This window comes from Mesorhizobium oxytropidicola (assembly GCF_056174625.1).
Genome location: NZ_JBWBWK010000002.1, coordinates 123,349 through 141,903 on the forward strand (window position 1 = coordinate 123,349; position 18,555 = coordinate 141,903).

Below are 18,555 nucleotides of genomic sequence, written 5' to 3' on the forward strand. Positions count from 1 at the left end.
ACGATCGGCAAGGTTCGTGGCAAAGTGATTTCCTTAATTTGAAGGCGCTGCGTCCCCGTCTCCCCGTGTGGGAGAAAGTGGACCGGTAGGCAGCGCCGATCCACCCGAGCCGTCTGCATGTTGCCAGGCCTTGCTCGAGCCTCATCTTTGGATGCGTCCGGGAGACGTGCGGCGTTATTTTTTGGTGAGGTGATCATGGGACGGCTTCTCCTTGGTCCGTGACGCGTTTGCGGATGACCGCGCACGTGCCGTGCCAAATGAGAAAACCGTTTCGGCAATGTGATAAATCGGGCTCTGCTATGTTGCGTATCCGACATTGTCGGACATCGGACGGCGCAGAACGCGAAGCGCTTGCGGCTTGGGACGATATCTTGCTCGTGCGGAAGACGATTGAGCGTGCTGCCGCGGCGAGGGATAAAATGCGCCTCGAACGGCCGCGGCACTGAGAGGGTTGGAATGGAGATGATGTGGTGGTCGACGCAGAACGCTGTTCTCGACAGGCAGGCCAGGGTCGACGCTGAACGAACAGAGGAGTCGGGAGCCTGGCCGGTTAGGAAGGAAGGTGGCCGCCAGGCTCGCAGTGGAGGTGGCGGAGAGGCGAGGGGGAGCTCGGCAGGCCGACGTCAAGGAGGCCCGCTCAAGGGCACCTGGCGAGAGCGTGGCATTGCCGGGTCTGGCCTCGGCAGCGTGCAACACCTTGCGAGCAAATTCCGCATTCTCCGACAAAAATCCATAGCCCGGGTGAATCGCCCCAGCGTTCACCTCGTGGGCGGCAGCGATGATTTGAGCGGTATCGAGATAGGCCGCGACCGGTGTGCGACCCTTATGGGAACTGCCACGTCGACCACTGAGACGGCTGGCGTCCCCGCATCGAGATCGTGGTAGACATTTGCAGAGCGCAGCTCCAGCTCGCGCAGCGTCTTGATGATTCGTATGGCGATCTCGCCTCTATTGGCGATCAGAACTGTATCAAAGGATAATTTTGGCATTATCCTATTTTCCAGGAACACGGCTGGGGTTAGTATTGTCGTTATTCGCAGTTTAGGTGGCCGACTACTTCACGGCGGGTAAATCATCCAAGATAGATTTTCCATTCGAGAGCCTAAATCGCACGTTGTTCGCATAGCCATTTTCAGCTACGGAAATGGACTTCGCTCATTACAGCCTGGCGCAGCCAGGATCGGGCGCAGCCCCGATTGGAAGGCAGAACATCTGATGCTTCGCCATCTGCGAAAGTGCCGAAACACACTTTGCAGTTTGGGCAGTTTGGATCAGAATTTTTTCTCTTCTCCGTTCAGTCGTCGGAACAATAGAAACCGTAACAATTTCCGCCGATCGGGTTCTTCGGTGCTGGGTGGTTAAGTGGGCGACAAAGAGGGGCCTTTTGCGTGGGCGCCATACCGAGTGCACTATTCACTGAAGTCCGTGTGGCATTGAACGTTTCCTTTTCCGATCGGAGCGGCAATGCTGGAAAGGTGAGCAGTTGCAGCCGCCGCTGGCTGAGGGGGCGACGGAATTTTGCACACGCCATGCAGGCAGTTTTTGCGCGCTGGTGAGCCGACGAACAGATCGATGCCTTCTAACTGGACCGGCTCTAAGCTCAAGGCTATGATGCCATCAACAGCCTGACCCTGGTCAATTTCAGATGTGCCAACCGCCGCGCCGGATAATGGAACATCTCTTGGGTGCTTTCTATAACAAACACCAGGGTCATCAGATCAAGCAGGAAGTCGTCGATCGCTTGGGCGATTGTTTGCGACTTATCATCCAACTGATCCAGCAAAACGCGCGCCCTATCGATCGCATCCGCGCTGGCCGCATCGATTAACGCCTCGATCCTTTCGAAACAATCCAATTCCGAACTCCTTCAAGCCTCGCCAGGGTTATGCACCAAGGTGGCGACGTGAACCACCGGCCGTTGACCCAATGGCGCGAGCCACCATCAGCAGATCGAGCCGGGCCCCGCAATTTTTCGTTTTTGCTTTGCCTAAAGTCTCGGCTATGTATCGGACTGGCCTAACGGCCTGCCCACGTTGCAATTGTACAAAGGAATACGCATATGGCGACCGGAACAGTGAAGTGGTTTAACAGCAGCAAGGGATTTGGATTTATCCAGCCCGACAATGGCGGTCAGGATGTTTTCGTCCACATTTCCGCTGTCGAGCGCGCGGGCCTCTCAACCCTCACTGACGGCCAGAAGATCAACTATGAGATCGAACAGGACCGCCGCACTGGCAAGTCATCCGCTGGCAGCCTCAGCAAAGCTGGCTGATTTTTCGGCTGCGTCCCGCAAGAGCCGGAAGCACGCGGCACGTCCCGGATGGGCTGCCCCGCTTGACAAGAGTGGGCGAGAACATGGCTTGACCGGAGAATCGGTCAGCAGATTGCTGCAAGCCGTCGCGAATTCCTGAAACCAGGCTGTCTGCAAAGACAAGGCGGGGTTGCTCCCCCGCCTTTTCATATTACGCGCAGATCATGCCAATGGCAGCAGCACACTCCAAAACGAATCTCGGTTGCCGGAATTAAGCCGTGACCTTCTTGCGGGTCCGCTTCGCCGGCGCCGGCGCCGGCGTTTCCGGCTCCTTCGGTTTGCGGCCGAGCCCCATCGTCTTGGCCAATGCTGAGCGCGCCGCGGCGTAATTCGGCGCGACCATGGGATAATCCGCCGGCAGGCCCCATTTGGCGCGATATTCGTCCGGCGTCAGCCCGTAGTGGGTCGACAGATGGCGCTTTAGCGATTTGAATTTCTTCCCGTCCTCAAGGGAGATCATGTAGTCCGGTGTCACCGACTTCTTGATTGGGACTGCAGGCTTAAGGACCGCCGGCTCTTCTGCGGAGACACTTCCGGCCGTGCCTTTCAGAGCCGCATGCACTTGGCCTATCAGAGCAGGGAGGTCCCCTACCGGAACCGGATTGTTGGAGACATAGGCTGAGACCACATCGGCTGTGAGCTCGATGAGGGTGTCGATGTTTTTGTCGGCTTCTTCTGTCATGTAAATCTCCGGGCGGCTTGGAACATAGTCGGCGAAGCGTCGCTTCATAGTGGGGGTTGCCGCTGAACGCAACAATTGTCTCGACAGGATCATTGCGATGCTCATCCAGCATCGAGGTCTATAGCGCCGCATCCCACCGTCATGCACGTTGATCCGCTCGGTGTTGGCTGTCCCGTAACTGGGTCGGAGTTTGCTTTGAAGCTCGATCCCCTCCGTTTGAATTTTGCAGAATGAAAAAGCCGAAGGTGTTTCGCGCCGCTGAAGGTTTCGTACGTCATCGGATACACGGCTTCGACCTTCATGGTCTTCCAATGATGCTTTCCGCCTTGGCATTGTTATGGTGATCGTCGCCACGCCCCAAGGAACCAACCAGGCAGTCAGCGCGAGCAAATTGCGATGGCGCCGGCCACGTGTTGGGATCCACGGTCGGAGCGATGGACACAGCCTGGTGGCGGCTTCCGCCATTCGATGGCAGGCCCGATCGAAGTCTGGCCGTCAGGCCCGGTCCTCTCCCGCCGTTGATCTAGCGCAGGGCTTTCACGAACCGCATATCCCACAATGGCTTCCGTGCACAACGCTCGGAGATCATTTATGAAAATGCTATTCATGACGATGGCTGTCGCCTTGCCGGCAGCCATCGCTTTTGCTGCGGAACCGATCCCCGCCGACCTCAGAGAAACGGCACTGGCCACTTTCGAGGCTTTGCCATCCACCACGCCGGCAGTCGCCAACAACCCGATCACACCGGAAAAGGTCGCGCTCGGCAAGGCATTGTTCTTCGATCCCCGTGTCTCGGCGTCAGGTGTCTTCTCGTGCAACTCGTGCCACAACTTGGCCACCGGGGGCGACGACAATCTTGAAACCTCGATCGGCCATGGTTGGCAGAAGGGACCGCGCAACGCGCCGACGGTACTGAACGCTGTCTTTAACATCGCGCAGTTCTGGGATGGTCGCGCCGAAGATCTGAAGGCTCAGGCCAAAGGACCGATCCAAGCCGATGTCGAAATGGCCAACACTCCGGGTCAAGTCATCGCGACGCTCAAGTCGATGCCGCAATATGTCGATTGGTTCAATGCAGCTTTCCCCGGTGAGGCCGATCGCGTCACCTTCGACAACTTAGCCAAGGCAGTTGAAGCCTTTGAGGCGACACTGGTCACGCCGGCGCCCTTCGATGCTTTCGTCAATGGCGATGACGCCGCCATGACTTCCGAACAGAAACAGGGGCTGGCGCTTTTCATGGACAAAGGCTGCTCGTCCTGCCATGCCGGCATCAACGTTGGCGGGGAGGCCTATTACGCATTCGGCCTTATTGAACAGCCCAGCGCCGAGGTACGGCCGGAAAACGACAAGGGCCGCTTTGCCGTCACCAATGCAGCCGACGATTCCTTTGTTTTCCGCGTGGCGCCGCTGCGCAACGTGGCACTCTCACCGCGCCCTATTTTCATTCGGGCAAGGTTTGGGATCTGAAACAGGCCGTGGCTATTATGGGCACCACCCAGCTCGGCGAAGAGTTGAAGGCCGAAGAAGTCGACCTGCTCGTTGCCTTCCTTAACTCGCTGACCGGAAAGGTACCCGAGGTCGTCTTGCCTATCTTGCCCGCCGAAACGGCGACAACGCCTCGACCTGCATCGCAGATCTTAGGGAAATAAATGGCCGGGGCTGGCTACGGAAAGTGGCAATCAAGAATGAATGCGACCATTACTGGGACGAGACGGATCGCGACCTCTTTGAGAAGGCAATGCCTGGCATGATCCCAAACTGCAGACAATGCTTCCGTCGCCAGCTCGTTGCGATGGCATCATGTTAGGTATCTGGCGCGAGTCAGACCAAGGGGGCTTCGAAAAGTTGCAGGATTGTCGCAGATACTACAACAAGGAGCGCCCATATGGGACGATAGGGCACATGGCCCCCGATCGCCGGTCTCAGTCTGTGCCAAATTCAACGGCGTTTCACCGCCCAGTTCCGCTAATTCCCCGCACAACCACCTGTTCGCTTTGCCAGAAGCTCTCTTGACTAATTGGCGGCGATGTACAGGGATTTCCCGAGAGCTTAGCCTCACACTGTGCAAAGACCTGCTACGACTGAGGGAGGGGAGGGACGTTTGGACGAGCACGATCCGAAGGAAGAGCTGATCGAGACGATTTTCCGCAATGGCACAATCACTGTCGTGGGCATCCTGCTTGCCTTTTCGCTCGGCTTCGTCACGCATTGGGCGGCAAACCCCGTGCCATGGCGGTTCTACGACCTATTCGCCGTTGTGCCGATCCTGATCGGCATCGCGTTGCAGATGCGGGCGCTGTCCAAGCTGCTCGACATGAGTTCGCTGCGCCGACCCATCTACGAACGCGCCAACCGCATCTTCATGGCCGGCCTCATCCTGACCGCGTGCGGCGTCGGGCTGGCCATCCTGCTCGATGTCTTCGAGATGTCGGCGAAGGGCACGCTGCCCGGCGCTTAACGGCCTGTCACTGCGCTTTGGCGCTGCCGCTCATCGCTGTCAGTCGATTCTTGCATCCGTCGCCGGTCCGGCATCTTGGCAGTGTCGCACCATTTGACGCCGATTCTTACCGCTGGCCTTGGTTTCGGCGGCCGCCGGCACCACGTGATCGTGGGCGCGCAGCGACACATCGCAAACCGCCGAACCCATCACGCGATTTGCGGTTGTCGATGCACGCGCCAAGCTCTGGGAACGACTTGGGTCAGCCTCAGCAGCGCCGCGGCCGGCTGCCCATGGCCGAAAGCGTCAGGCAACTCGACAAGGTCATCGGCGAGACAAACAAGCGCAAGATGACTCTCGACATTCTGCGGACCGCCAAGCGTCCGATGTCGACCGCCGAATGCGCACAGGAGTTCGCAACGAGGCACGGGTGTCCGGGGACGATCCGCGCGCCGTCACCATCATCGGCAAGCGCCAGTCTCCGATCCTTAGCACCCTCGAGAAAGCCGGACGCGTCGGACTGAACCGCGAGGGTGACTGGGCCGAGGACCGCATCGACCGTCGCCCGATTTGACTGAGGATTTCAGAGGGCGAGCATGGTGTCGGGCGTCAGCAACACAATTCGCCCGTCCTCCTTGGCACGCTCTTGGACACCTGCCTTGAAACCGGTGCGCGCGTATAGGACGAAGTGGCGATCTTCTACGCCACGACCATAGTCGGTTCTTCCGGCGCGCTCGATCAGTGTCGCGAGGACATCCGCCCCGATCATTCCGCGGCGCCACTTGCACTCGCCGTATAGCATCGATCCGTCCAGCAAGCGTCCGGCTACGTCAATGTCATATTCGGCACCCCAGATTTGACCGATCTCCTGGGCCGGAGACGGAAGAGCCTCCTGCGCATGGCGGCGGGCGTGCCCTCGGCAGATTTCCTCGAACGCGCCGCCCATATACTCGTCCAGCCGCGGCGCCACTTGGTGCCGCCAAATCTCGGGACCGAAGCCCTGCATCACACTTGACATGTTCGGCCGAACGAACCGATGCCAGAAGGCAACAAGCGGATTCGTCCACGAAGTAACGCGTGTCCCGTGACTTGGGGTTGGCGTCGAAGGAATGTACGGTCCGAACCAGCCGCATGCGCTCGAGCCGCTTCATGTAGGGGCTCAGCGAAACGGAATCCTTGATGTCCCGGAGACGGCCGCCGATTTCCCCGAGTTTGGTGCAGCCGTCCGCGATCGCCGCCAGGATCCTGGCGTAGCGTTGGGTCTCCCGAAGTTCCGATTGGAGCAGGAGGTTCGGCTCGTCTACCAGCGCCCCCGTATCGGCGAGCAGCAAATTGGTGACGTTCTCCTCGAGACTTGCGCTCGGATCGCAGAGCCTTAGGTAAAAGGGGATACCACCGAAGATGGCATAGGCAAGGATACGATCCACAGCAGGGTAATCCGGGAAGAACCCGGCCGCGTCCCGCAGCGGCAGCGCCTTGACTTCCAGGGGTAGGGTTTGGCGCCCGTAGAGTGGGCTCCTCTCGGCCAACAGATCCTCCATCTGGGCAATCATCGACCCGCAGAGCACCAAGTTCAGCTTGCCCTCGGCGGCGACGACCGCGTCCCAGAATTTTTGGATGATCGATGGCAGGGCCTCATCGCCCTCGACAAGGTAGGGGAATTCGTCCAGGACGACGATCAGCCCAAGTGTTCCCTCGGCCTTACGCGCGAGGTATGTCAGCACGCTCAGCCAATCGCCGAGGCCGTCCAACAGGGGATCGGCGCCGAGCGAGCGGGCGATTTCCGCTTTGAAGCCCTCCAGATTCAGAGTTGGGGTTACACGCGTCGCTTGATAGAGAACGTGGGGACGGTCCTTGGCAGCTTCCTTGAGCAGCGCGGACTTCCCGATCCGGCGCCGTCCATATACCACGAGCAAAGAGGGCCTAGCGAGGGAGAATTCCTTGCGGAGGCGGGAGAGCTCTTGAGCGCGACCTACGAACATTAGTGTAATCCTGATTACGGTAATCAAGGTTACACTAATGCCAAAGCAAGGGCGGTCAGGCAGCTTGGTAAGTAAAAAGCACCAAAGCCGGGACAGGCCACTGGAAAGACACCGCTTTCAAAGCACCAAAATCCCGGCCGCTGGGTCCGCCGGGCCTGGTTGGTCGAGGAGGACTACGGCCAGAAAAGCAGATCGCCTTCTGGCCGATCCAGCAGGGACTTGGCCGTTTCGCGGATCGCCCGCGGATCGGAATTGGCTCGCGATGCCTGCCAGACGATCGACTGCACCGTTGCCAGCGTGTTCTTCACCCGGTGGTTCAATTCTTCGATGAGCATTTTGGATTGCGCCTGCTCCTCCTTGTGCTTGGCAGATCGACGAAGGAGGCAAAATACTGGACGACGGCGCCGCTCTTGTCCTGGACAGGGCTGGCGAAAAGGCCGCCCCAGAATTCGCTGCCATCCTTGCGCCTGTAGAGGATTTCCGTACCCGCCTCCGCATTGGCTTCGAACTCGAGCTTGATGCGTTTCAGCGCCCCGGCGTCAGTGGCGTCCGCCATCAGGAAATTGAACGGCTGACCGAGGACCTCTTCCCTGGCGTATCCGGTCATGCCGAGGAAGGCGTCATTGGCAAAAATGATGGGATTGCCGGGTTCTTTTGCGTCGGTGAAAACCATGTGTTGTCTCGGCGGCAACGACGAACGGCCCAGGTCGTCCTGAAAGCCCTCGACTTCGGCTTCGGCGTCCTTCTGCTCTTCGGACTTGGCGACTACGCTGGACATATTGACTAGATCCCGCGCCTTGGCGCGATCCAACCGGATGGCGGACCGGCGCCCACGGCTCCCGCCACCGGATGGATCATGCTACGCCGCCTGCGACACGCGCGAGGTGAACGTTGCCCTTGTCATCGACACGCTGGTGCCGTTCTTGTCGCTGATGACCTCGATGTTGGCCTCCAGCTGCTTGACCAGCGCCTCGACAATGGCGGTTCCCAGGCCCGTACTGGCGACGATGCTGGCGGGCTTGCCGGCGCCATTGTCTTGCCGTGATGCACGTAACCCCTGGCTTCTGCCGCAGTCGCACGGGTGCCGTTCTGGTCGCGGCCTTGAATGCATCGCGGCACGGCACGTTCGACGCTGAACCGGCCGTGAGGGCGAGGGGGCCACAAACGCAAGACGGTTCGCGGCGAGATACAACGGCAGTCGGCGCGTTGTGTTGATGTTGGGCTAGCAATTGCGAGCGAAGAATTCCGGCATTCGGCAGCAAGGGTATCCGGCACCGTACCTGCTCTACCGCCAAAGTACCGAAAGCGGTGCCGCATGGAGGCGCTCTCCGAATGGGACAATCTTATCGTGGTCTTATAGCACCACTCCAGAGACAAAACGGTCTCCGCATGCGTCTGCCAGCATTCGCAAGCCCTTGAAATCTGAGCTTGTGACTGTGGTTCGGGTGCAGACAGGCCCTTCGCGCCTGCTGTCGACTTCCAATGCTTGGCCAAGGTTCCTCGAACTATCTCGCATCCAGGGCTCCTCGGAAAGGCGTGAGCCGAGGCGTATGCCCTAATTCATCTTGAGCTTTCGCCACTGGGGCTTAGGGCCGCCTGGGGTAACCCCTCAAGGGTGCAGCTATTGGCTTCCGTTTGAATCGTGACTACGCGAGCTGGCGCTGCGACCCGGTAGCGGACCCTCCAACGTCCGCAGTGGGGTCGGAAACAGCATTATCCCAGACCGGGTGATTATCCCTCTGACCCCTACTAAATTGGTCCGCTTCTTGCAGCAAGCATTTCTGGCAGAACCCGGCGTCTATCCGGGTGATGGGATGGGGGATGAAATTGCTGGAGGAGCAACATGGCAGCTGCCCAAACCTTATATGACGTCATTCGTCGCCAGGGGATCACCCGGCGCAGTTTCACCAAGTTCTGCAGCCTGACGGCCGCGAGCCTCGGTTTCGGCCCGGGTGCCGCGACAGCGATGGCTGAAGCACTTGAGACCAAGGAACGCGTTCCGGTCATCTGGATGCATGGGCTCGAATGCACCTGCTGTTCGGAGAGCTTCATCCGCTCGGCCCATCCGCTCGTCAAAGACGTCGTGCTGTCGATGATCTCGCTCGACTACGACGATACGATCATGGCGGCCGCCGGCCATCAAGCGGAGGCGATTCTCAAAGAGACGAAGGACAAGTACAAAGGCAAGTACATCCTCGCCGTCGAGGGCAATCCGCCGCTCAACGAGGACGGCATGTTCTGCATCGACGGCGGCAAACCCTTCGTTGAGAAGCTGAAGTGGATGGCCGAGGATGCCATGGCGATTATCGCCTGGGGCGCCTGCGCCTCTTGGGGCTGCGTCCAGGCGGCCAAGCCAAACCCGACCCGGGCGACAGCGATCGACAAGGTCATCCTCGACAAGCCGATCATTAAGGTACCAGGCTGTCCCCCGATCGCGGAGGTGATGACCGGGGTCGTCACCTTCATCACGACCTTCGGCGCGCTGCCGGAACTCGACCGGCAGGTCTCCCGCAAGTGGAGTTCCTCCTTCGGTTGTTTGTCCCCGAGGGCTTGAACCCGAACCCGGTGTTCGAGCTCATGGTCAGCGGCTACTATCCCGCGATGACCTGGGTTCCTTTCGTGATCGCAGGCATGGCCATCGCGCGCTTTAGCCTTAATACGCAAGCAATGCATTGGCGCCTTGGTCTAGCGGGGGTCGCGCTGGCCGTGTTGGGCTATGGGGGATCCTGGCTCGCGCTGCGTTTGCTGCCTGGCGTAAGCGCCGAATTGGCCGATTTGCGGGAACTTGGCCAGACTCCCGTCCTCTGGTGGATGAACGCGGACGCTCCCTACACAGCGAGTTGGCTATGGGTTGCCGCACCTCACAGCGAGACGACGTTCTCGATCCTGGGCAACACCGGTTGCGCAATGATTGTCATTGCGGCTTGTTGGCTCGCTATGGATGCGCTCCCGCATCTGCGAAAGCTGGTCTGGCCAATAATCGCGGTCGGCTCGATGCCTTTGACGGCCTATGTGCTGCACATTGTGGGAATAATAGCCTATTTTAAACATAAGGGGATAAATCTGGTTGGCAGAGACGGGAGCCTGTCCATACTCTTTGGCTTCGTCGTGGTTATCAGCACTTTCGCGGTGCTTTGGCGGCGCGTCTTCCAGCGAGGACCGATAGAAATGCTGATGGTTAGGATCGCAGATCTCGCGCGTCACATCCGCTGAGCACCGCAGCGCCCCGGCCTCACGATCACATTACGGACAGAAAAAGCTGGGGAGGCCAATCAAAGCCGAGCATGCGAACCAGGACGCGCATGGTCGCGGTTAATAGTTATCTTTTGCGTTCAGGGAGCCACGGCGCCTGGGTCGGCTGATGAACACCGTCCGTTCGCGCATGTGAGGTCAAACTAATTGGCGGCGAAGGGGAGGCAGGCTCATCATCCAACAGTCGCCAGATTTCCGCTGGCTCGAATGCCAACAGCGGCCGGAGCTCCGGCGGCAAGCTCAGCCGGTCTTGCAGCGCCTGCCGATCGGCGACGAGGTTGTCGAGGTGCAGCGGCTCGTGGTCCGGCCGCTGCCCGTCCACCAGTCGTTGAACCAGCGCCCGCGTGCCGTCCACCACAAAGACGCCGCAATCATAACGGTTCGGCTGTCTGGCCATGCGGGCTGGCGCCAAGGTGGCGTTCAGCAGCCCTGCGAGCTGTCTTGCAGGCGCGTCGTTGTATCCCTCTCGCTGGAGGGAGTCGTAGTGATAGGCGACCGGCCTTTCCCGGTTGCTGCGATCAACCAGCAGCAGCGACCAATGGGTGCCGAGGCTATGCTCAGTGGCATTGTTCACGGGCAGGAACAGGAAATCGGCTGTGTCGTTGCCATCCTGATCATAGACAATGCGGTGCAATGCGTATTCCCTATCGATTTCGCTGAAACCGCGCAAGCGCAGGGGACCATTGGCTATGAGAGGATCCACCAACTGCGTCTGGCCGGCGAGCCTCGGATCGATCCCCCGCAGCCGCTCCTCCAGCAAATCGTAATCCCTCTGGATATGGTCGGTGCTCAGCCACTCGTCGGCGCCAAGCACCGACCCCACGGGGACATTGGAAGAGGCTGTCGGATGCGACGCCCCGATCTGGGCATCGGAGGAGGTGGTGGTTGGCCTCGTCAGATCAACCACTGGAAGACCGCGGTAGGCTTCTGGCAGCCTAGCGGTTGCTGGCGAGGCGGGTTGGGTAGTTCTTGCCGGTGGCGCTGCCGCTGGCGCAGCTTCACTCATCGGCGAAAGTTGCCCGCGATGGATGAGCTGAACGTCATCGGGCCCTCCCGGCCTGAAGACGGCGGCGGACCCTGTCCCTTGCATCATGGGCTGCCACTCCGTCTCGCGGAGCATCTGCCGCCGCTCCAACTCCTCGCTCAACCACGCCATAGCTTCGTCGTCCGAGGAGGCCGGCAGCGGAGAAAGCGCCAGCGGCGAGCCGGGCTGTCGAGCGCCCTGGTGATGACCCGGTACTGGCCCGGGCGGATTGGGATTAACCGCTGCCTCAAAATCGCCGTAGGCGTCTGAGCGAGCCCTGACATAGTGCACTGGCGCTGCTTCCGACGCTGGCCACATACTCCAATCAATGTTGAGCGGCATCTGCAGCGACCAGGTTGACGTGGACCTGGCAGGTTCCTGCCGTCCAGCTTGGATTATGTCCTGCGCCAGCTCAGGGGGAACCCCGGACCATGGTGGGCCGTCTTCAACCATCAGATCCTGATCGTAACCTTCCGGGCGGACCAATGGCCAAGTAGCAGGTCCCTGCTGCGCAGCGGCGTCCCCGACGGCCGTCGCGACCGCATGCGGCGCCGCGGCGTCTTCGTACCCGCTCCCCTGCATCATCGGCCGTGCCTCCCATGGCGATGCACCCAGTTGATGGGTGGGGCCCGGCGTCAGCAGGCGACCGCCTGAATTAGCGATCCCGTTCAGCTGCGGCTCTGCAGCAAGGCCTTGCGGAACGTCCAGGGTCCTCTGCCTCTTCGCTGGCCTCAACCCAGCTGTGTCATGCTCATCGTCGATGAAGGCCTCCTCGCTTGGCAGGAGGTTGCTCCAGGCAGGTGCACCCATCAGCTCGTTCCGGGACCGCTGGTGATTGGACTCTCCGGGATTCGGTGCCTGGTCATGGCGCGCGGCGGGCTCTAGAAATGACGACGGGCCAGGTGCGTCCATCAGCCCCAAACGCATATCCTGATCGTGCGCTTTCGCAGGGAGCTCTTTTGCCAAACTGCCAGCCCGGTGCGACGCGCTGTGCCGCGCAGCGGCGTCGCCGACCCGCCTCCGCTCCATCGGTGCCGCGTTTTCGGAGTTGATGAGCGTCACGTTCTGGGGGGGAGGATTCAGCTTAGCGCGGCCTGCGATCGGCACGACGCCCGTCGACCGCAAGGTCCGGAGATGACCTATTGCCGCAACGAGTTTCCTGGGATCACCCTTTCCGATGAACTCGAGCACCTCACCGCCATCGCTCAGCGACTTGCTGTCGAGCCGAGCAACAAGGCTCGGTTTGTGATTTGCGAAGAGCCAGCCACCAAACCGGCGAAGAATACTTACATTATTCTTGACGGTGAGTTCGGCGACACCACCATTGATGAGAGCCTGCTCAAGGCCCAAAATAAGAGAAGCATCCTGGGGATAGAGAGGCGGCTGCGGCCGAGGCTGCTGCTTCCTGCGAAGCCGAGCTGACTGAGCCGGCTGCGGTGCCGAAGACGACAGCCCGGGTTCGTCCATCAGCTCCAAACGCACATCCTGATCGTGGGCTGCCGCAGCAACCTCCTTTGGCCAACTGAAAGCTTCCTGCGACGCGCTGCGCAGCGCAGCGGCGTCGCAAACCCGCGTCGGCTCGATCAATCCCGCGTTCTCGGGATCAGGAACGAGAGGAATGTGGCGCTCGCGCTCAATCGCTTTAGCGCCGGTGTCCGATTGTCGCAGATAATTCAGTGCGGAACCGATCCTTGGATCACCACCGGCGTCCTTCCTATAGCTCTTGACATCTCCATTCAACGCCTTGCCGGAAAGCCGACCAGCAATGCCCTTCTTATTGTTTTGACGCAGGTAGTCACTGAAGCTCCTGAGAGCAGTTGCATTCCTTTTGCCGGTCTGTATCGCTGCTTTGTCTCTGTACTCTTTGATGAGAGCGGCGATGAGAGCCGCGTCCTCCGGATGCGGAGTCAACTCAGCGCGGCCTGCGATCGGCGCGATTCCGCCCGTCGACTGCGAGGTCCGGAGATGATTTATTGCCGGAAGGAGTGTCTTGGGATTACGCTTTCCGATGAACTCGCGCGCATCCTCGGTCAGCGACCCGTGGTCGAGCCGATCCTTAATGGGATCTTTGTTGTTTGCGAAGAGCCAGCGGCCAAAGCTGAGAAGAGAACCTACATAGTCGTTGGCGGTGTGCTCGGAGGCGTTGCCCTTGATGAGGGCTTCCCTGAGGCCCGAAATAAGCGGAGCATCCTGGGGATAAAGAGGCTGGTTCCTTCGAAGCCGAGCTGACTTAGCCGGCTGCGGCCCCGAAGACGACGGGCCCTGTTCGTCCCTCAGCCCCAAACGCACATCCTCATCGTGGGCTGCCGCAGCACGCTCATTTGGCCAACTGCCAGCTTCCTGCGACGCGCTGTGCTGCGCAATCGCCTCGCCGACCCGCCTCGGCTCCATCAGTGCCGCGTCCTCGGGATCAGGAACGAGGGGAATGTGGCGCTCGCGCTCCATCGCTTTAACGCCGGCCTCCGATTTTCGGAGATGATCCAGTGCGGCATCGATGATCCGATCACCATCGGCGTCCTCCTTATAGCCCTTGACATCTCCATCCAACGCCCCGCCGAAAAGCCGACCAGCAATGCCTTTCTTGTTGTTTTGACGCAGGTAGTCACTGAAGCTCCTAAGAGCAGTCGCATTCCTTTTGCCGGTCTGTATCGCTGCTTCGTCTCTGTACTTCCTGATGAGAGCCGCGTCCTCCGGATAAGGAGTCAACTCAGCGCGGCCTGGGATCGGCACGATTCCGCCCGTCGACTGCGCGGTCCGGAGATGACCTATCGCCGTAAGGAGTCTCGCGGGATCGCCCTTTCCGATGAACTCGCGCGCATCATCGGTCAGCGACCCGTGGTCGAGCCGATCCTCAATGGGATCTTTGTTGTTTGCGAAGACCCAGCGGCCAAAGCTGAGAAGAGAACGTACAGTATTCTTGGCGGTGTGCTTGGAGGCGTTGCCCTTGAGTAGGGCGTCCTTAAGCCCAAAAACAAGCGGAGCATCCTGAGGATAAAGAGGCTGGTTCCGAAGCCGAGTTGACTGAGCCGGCCGCAGCGCTGAGGACGACGGGCCCTGTTCGTCCATCAGCTCCAAAGGCACATCCTGATCGTGGGCTGCCGCAGCAAGCCAACTGCCAGCTTCCTGCGACGCGCTGTGCTGCGCAATCGCCTCGCCGATCCGCCTCGGGTCCATCAGTGCCGCGTCCTCGGGATCAGGAACGAGGGGAATATGGCGCTCGAGATTCATCGCTTTAACGCCGGCGTCCGATTTTCGAAGATGAGCCAGTGCGGAACTGATGGTCTGATCACCGGCGTCCTCCTTATAGCCCTTGACATCTCCATCCAAGGCCCCGCCGAAAAGCCGACCAGCAATGCCCTTCTTGTTGTTTTGACGCAGGTAGTCACTGAAGCTCCTAAGAGCAGTTGCATGCCTCCTGCCGCTATGTGTCGGGGTTGGGTTTCTATACTCTTCGATGAGAGCCGCGTCCTGAAGATACGGAGTCAACTTAACGCGGCCTGGGATCGGCACGACGCCCCCCGTCGACTGCGAGGTCCGGAGATGACCTATTGCCGTAAGGAGTCTCGCGGGATCGCCCTTTCCGATGAACTCGCGCGCATCCTCGGTCAGCGACTGCTTGTCGAGCCGATCCTTAATGGGATCTTTGTTGTTTGCGAAGAGCCAGCGGCCAAAGCTGAGAAGAGAACGTACATAGACATTGACGGTGCACCCGGAGGCTTTGCTCTTGATGAGGGCTTCCCTGAGCCCCAAAATAGGCGGAGCATCCTGGGGATAAGGAGACTGGTTGCTGCCAAGCCCCGTTGACTGAGCCGGCGGCGGCGCCGAGCCGGCCGGCATTGCTCCACCACCTCCATCTGAATTGGCGATCGCGCTCAGTTGCCGCTCAAACGTCGCCGCACCTGCGGACGGAGCCGCACGTGAGCTCTCTTGCAGGCCGGCCCTGTTCGATTGTCCGCGCACCCGCTTGGTCGAGGTGAAATCCATCCGTTCTCACTTTCAGCAATACAAGCCCGTTTGAAGCTGGGCTTGGATCTGACATAGGGAAGCTGTCGAGAACCTGACGACAACGTGCCCGCCAAGACAGCATGGTGAGCGCGTCCTAGCCGCAGCTTTAGTATGGTCTCACAATGATCTCACTCTCTCTTCGAGGTTGATGAGTCTGCCGAGCGGAAGACTGGCAATGCCAGAACGGAGTCATTACGCGACGGCACTTGATATTGCAGTGCAGCAAGCGTAGAGGACCGCGCGCTTATCGGAGTGTCGTCCATGGCCCTTACCAATACTGGTAGTGAGGCAGAACCCGTCGAACAATCGAGCCATTCGGAAGTCGAGCAGCACAGCACCAAGGTTCTGATGCTGGGCGCGCTCGGTGTCGTCTATGGGGATATCGGTACCAGCCCGATCTACGCCTTTCGCGAGGCGCTGGTGGCGTCGTCGGGCGGCAATGTCGCCCAGCGCGGCGATATTCTCGGCGTTCTGTCGCTGATCATCTGGTCTCTGACGATCATCGTCACCATCAAATATATCATGTTCGTGCTGCGCGCCGACAACCGCGGCGAGGGCGGCGTGCTGTCGCTGATGGCGCTGGCGCAGGGCAGTTTTCCGAAGCGCTCGGCGCTGATGCTCGGCATCGGCATCGTCGGGGCATCGCTGTTTTTCGGTGACGCCGTCATCACGCCGGCGATTTCGGTGCTGTCGGCGGTCGAGGGCATGAATGTCGTCACGCCGACCTTCCAGCCTTATGTCGTGCCGCTGACGCTGGTCATCCTTGCCATGGTGTTTGCGGTGCAGCGCTTTGGCACCGGTGGGGTGGGCCTGGTATTCGGCCCGGTGACCGCAGTTTGGTTCCTGGCCATCGGCCTTTCCGGTCTCAACCACATCATCGCCGATCCGGAAATCCTGTGGGCGATCAGCCCGCACTACATCGTCGCCTTTCTGATCAATTCGCCCGACGTCGCTTTCGTCACCATCGGCGCTATCTTCCTCGCAGTCACCGGCGCCGAAGCGCTCTATGCCGATCTCGGCCATTTCGGCCGCAAGCCGATTGTGCTGGCCTGGCTGGCGATCGTGTTCCCTTGCCTGCTGCTCAACTATGCCGGACAGGGCGCATTCGTGCTGGCGCAAAATGGCGTGGTCGGCCACCCGTTCTTCGAGATGAACGAGGGCTGGACGCTGATCCCGATGGTCGTGCTGGCAACGGCCGCGACGGTGATCGCCAGCCAGGCGGTCATCTCTGGCGCCTTTTCGCTGACCAGGCAGGCGGTGCAGCTCAACATGCTGCCGCGCCTGGAAATCCTGCACACATCGGAAAGGCAGTCCGGCCAGATCTATATGCCGCGCGTCAACCTCTTGCTGGCGCTGGTGGTGATGATGCTGGTCGTCGGTTTCGGTGAGTCCAGCAAGCTGGCGTCGGCCTATGGTATTTCGGTGACCGGCAACATGCTGGTGACGACCGTGCTGCTCTATGTCGTCATGACGCGCATCTGGAAATGGCAGCTGTGGCTGGCAGTCTCGCTGACGGCGCTGTTCGGCTTCATCGATGTCGGCTTCTTTGCCTCCAACATCGTCAAGGTGTTCGAGGGCGGCTGGGCTTCGCTGGCCGCGGCCTTCACCATTGTGCTGGCTATGTGGACGTGGTTGAGGGGCAGCCGCTATCTGTTTGACAAGACCCGTCGCAACGAGATCCCGCTCGATTTCCTTGCCGGCAATCTCTTGAAGAAGAAGCCGCAGCTGGTGTCCGGCACCGCCGTGTTCCTGACCAGCGACCCGCTCAGTGCACCGACCGCGCTGATGCACAGCCTGAAGCACTACAAGGCGCTGCATGAGCAGAACGTCATCCTTTCGGTGGTGACGGCACCTCAGCCTGTCGTGCCCGACAGCGAGCGCGTCAAGATGGAAACGGTCAACGAGCTGTTCATGCGAGTGACGTTGACGTTCGGCTACATGGAGCAGCCCAACATCCCGCGCGCGCTGGCGATCTGCCGCAAGCAGGGCTGGAAGTTCGACATCATGACGACATCGTTCTTCCTGTCGCGGCGCTCGCTCAAGGCTTCGCCCAATTCCGGCATGCCGGTTTGGCAGGACAAGCTGTTCATCGGACTGGCGCGCACGGCGGCCGACGCAACGGAGTATTTTCAGATCCCGACCGGACGTGTCGTCGAGATCGGGTCGCAGGTGACGATTTAGGGCATGCTGCGGTTGAGCAGAATCAAATTGGAATTCACGAGGGTGTAAATGCTGGCGGGCGGAGGCCAGCATCGGATAGCGACACCTTATTCAAGATGATGGAATGGTGAGCGACTCAGACGAGGGATGGCCACCCTCCTGAACGGTCAGTGTCGGTGCCCATCATCAAGATTTTGATATCAACGTTAGCAGCACCCGAGCCGGGATTGGCCCCTGATGGTCCGAAATAGCGGAGGAGGCCTACAGCGCCAATGCCCTCTTGAGATCATCACGCATCAAGGCGCGCTCGCCTCGGGTTCATCTACCGATCGGGCGGCCACCGCCTTGGCAACATCGCGCCAGATCGCAGTCACGTGGCGACATCCTTGATGATCGTTGGCGCCTACGCGAGTGTGAGCGCGAAGAACTCGGACGCGCAAGAATTGGATCGTCACATCGCCGCACATATTCGGTCGGAGCGGGCAATGGCTTTGATATGCTCCGGTAGCTCGGCATTCCGGTCTATCAAGACTCGCCGCCAAGGGCGCAGGCTTCAAGAAGGCGAAGATCGCGGTGGCGTGCAAGCTCGCCGTTATCCTCCACGCCATGTGGAAGACGAACGAGCCGTTCCTCCACTCTGCTGCTGCAGCCTGAGGAGGAGCTTTCGATTCCCTAACAACTCCAATTCCCGAGATGCGTCCT

General features: G+C 60.0%; 12 protein-coding genes and 6 pseudogenes. 7 read left to right on the forward strand and 11 right to left on the reverse strand.

From position 1 onward, the window contains the following. Window positions 1-297: 297 nt before the first annotated feature. Window positions 298-989 (reverse strand): annotated as a pseudogene (locus AC0V8S_RS35955) (biotin carboxylase N-terminal domain-containing protein). A gap of 617 nt (window positions 990-1,606) precedes the next feature. Further along, window positions 1,607-1,855, reverse strand: a complete 249-nt coding sequence (locus AC0V8S_RS35960; RefSeq protein ID WP_475439050.1) for a hypothetical protein — start codon at window positions 1,853-1,855, stop codon at window positions 1,607-1,609. A 204-nt stretch (window positions 1,856-2,059) separates the two neighbouring features. Here AC0V8S_RS35960 and AC0V8S_RS35965 point away from each other — a divergent pair, with 204 nt between their 5' ends. Continuing rightward, window positions 2,060-2,272: a cold-shock protein gene (locus tag AC0V8S_RS35965; protein ID WP_120019369.1), complete on the forward strand. Its 213-nt coding sequence runs from the start codon at window positions 2,060-2,062 to the stop codon at window positions 2,270-2,272. Window positions 2,273-2,522: 250 nt separating this feature from the next. Here the strand turns inward: AC0V8S_RS35965 and AC0V8S_RS35970 are convergent, their stop codons facing one another. Next, window positions 2,523-2,993 carry a Ros/MucR family transcriptional regulator gene (locus tag AC0V8S_RS35970; RefSeq protein WP_183455479.1) on the reverse strand — a complete coding sequence of 157 codons (471 nt, stop codon included), beginning with the start codon at window positions 2,991-2,993 and terminating at the stop codon, window positions 2,523-2,525. Between the two features lie 591 nt (window positions 2,994-3,584). On the opposite strand from AC0V8S_RS35970, the pseudogene AC0V8S_RS35975 reads away from it, so the two are divergent. The 3 genes and pseudogenes from AC0V8S_RS35975 (at window position 3,585) to AC0V8S_RS35985 (ending at window position 6,004) form a co-directional block, all read left to right on the forward strand. After that, a pseudogene (locus AC0V8S_RS35975) lies at window positions 3,585-4,642 on the forward strand (cytochrome-c peroxidase). Window positions 4,643-5,094: 452 nt separating this feature from the next. Next, window positions 5,095-5,451 carry a hypothetical protein gene (locus AC0V8S_RS35980; RefSeq protein ID WP_475439051.1) on the forward strand — a complete coding sequence of 119 codons (357 nt, stop codon included), beginning with the start codon at window positions 5,095-5,097 and terminating at the stop codon, window positions 5,449-5,451. A 379-nt stretch (window positions 5,452-5,830) separates the two neighbouring features. Then, entirely contained in the window at window positions 5,831-6,004 is a 174-nt protein-coding gene (locus AC0V8S_RS35985) for a hypothetical protein (protein WP_475439052.1), read from the forward strand. A gap of 9 nt (window positions 6,005-6,013) precedes the next feature. Here the strand turns inward: AC0V8S_RS35985 and AC0V8S_RS35990 are convergent, their stop codons facing one another. The 7 genes and pseudogenes from AC0V8S_RS35990 to AC0V8S_RS36020 all read right to left on the reverse strand — a co-directional run. Then, window positions 6,014-6,199, reverse strand: coding sequence for a hypothetical protein (locus AC0V8S_RS35990; protein ID WP_475439193.1), 186 nt, complete (start codon window positions 6,197-6,199; stop codon window positions 6,014-6,016). Window positions 6,200-6,262: 63 nt separating this feature from the next. After that, window positions 6,263-6,448: pseudogene (locus AC0V8S_RS35995) on the reverse strand (DUF234 domain-containing protein); the annotation flags it as partial. Between the two features lie 418 nt (window positions 6,449-6,866). Then, window positions 6,867-7,412: pseudogene (locus tag AC0V8S_RS36000) on the reverse strand (AAA family ATPase); the annotation flags it as partial. 173 nt (window positions 7,413-7,585) lie between these two features. Beyond that, window positions 7,586-7,747 carry an HWE histidine kinase domain-containing protein gene (locus AC0V8S_RS36005; protein ID WP_475439053.1) on the reverse strand — a complete coding sequence of 54 codons (162 nt, stop codon included), beginning with the start codon at window positions 7,745-7,747 and terminating at the stop codon, window positions 7,586-7,588. Beyond that, the gene (locus AC0V8S_RS36010) at window positions 7,729-8,190 is read right to left on the reverse strand and encodes a PAS domain-containing protein (protein ID WP_475439054.1); all 462 of its coding nucleotides are present in this window, start codon (window positions 8,188-8,190) and stop codon (window positions 7,729-7,731) included. Before AC0V8S_RS36010 ends, AC0V8S_RS36005 begins: the two co-directional genes overlap by 19 nt. Before the next feature lie 81 nt (window positions 8,191-8,271). Beyond that, on the reverse strand, window positions 8,272-8,523 hold the full coding sequence (locus AC0V8S_RS36015) for a hypothetical protein (RefSeq protein ID WP_244662144.1): 252 nt from the start codon (window positions 8,521-8,523) through the stop codon (window positions 8,272-8,274). A 174-nt stretch (window positions 8,524-8,697) separates the two neighbouring features. After that, window positions 8,698-8,850: pseudogene (locus tag AC0V8S_RS36020) on the reverse strand (ATP-binding protein); the annotation flags it as partial. 405 nt (window positions 8,851-9,255) lie between these two features. Between AC0V8S_RS36020 and AC0V8S_RS36025 the strand changes: the two are divergent. Next, window positions 9,256-9,915, forward strand: a pseudogene (locus tag AC0V8S_RS36025) (hydrogenase small subunit); the annotation flags it as partial. A gap of 29 nt (window positions 9,916-9,944) precedes the next feature. Continuing rightward, a complete protein-coding gene (locus AC0V8S_RS36030) occupies window positions 9,945-10,625 on the forward strand; it encodes a DUF418 domain-containing protein (RefSeq protein WP_475439055.1) in 681 nt (226 codons plus the stop codon). Between the two features lie 106 nt (window positions 10,626-10,731). Here the strand turns inward: AC0V8S_RS36030 and AC0V8S_RS36035 are convergent, their stop codons facing one another. Then, on the reverse strand, window positions 10,732-15,525 hold the full coding sequence (locus AC0V8S_RS36035; RefSeq protein WP_475439056.1) for a Ulp1 family isopeptidase: 4,794 nt from the start codon (window positions 15,523-15,525) through the stop codon (window positions 10,732-10,734). Window positions 15,526-15,954: 429 nt separating this feature from the next. Between AC0V8S_RS36035 and AC0V8S_RS36040 the strand changes: the two genes are divergently transcribed. Further along, window positions 15,955-17,874 (forward strand): potassium transporter Kup, encoded by a 1,920-nt coding sequence (locus tag AC0V8S_RS36040; RefSeq protein ID WP_475439057.1) that lies wholly within the window; start codon window positions 15,955-15,957, stop codon window positions 17,872-17,874. Window positions 17,875-18,555: the final 681 nt, after the last annotated feature.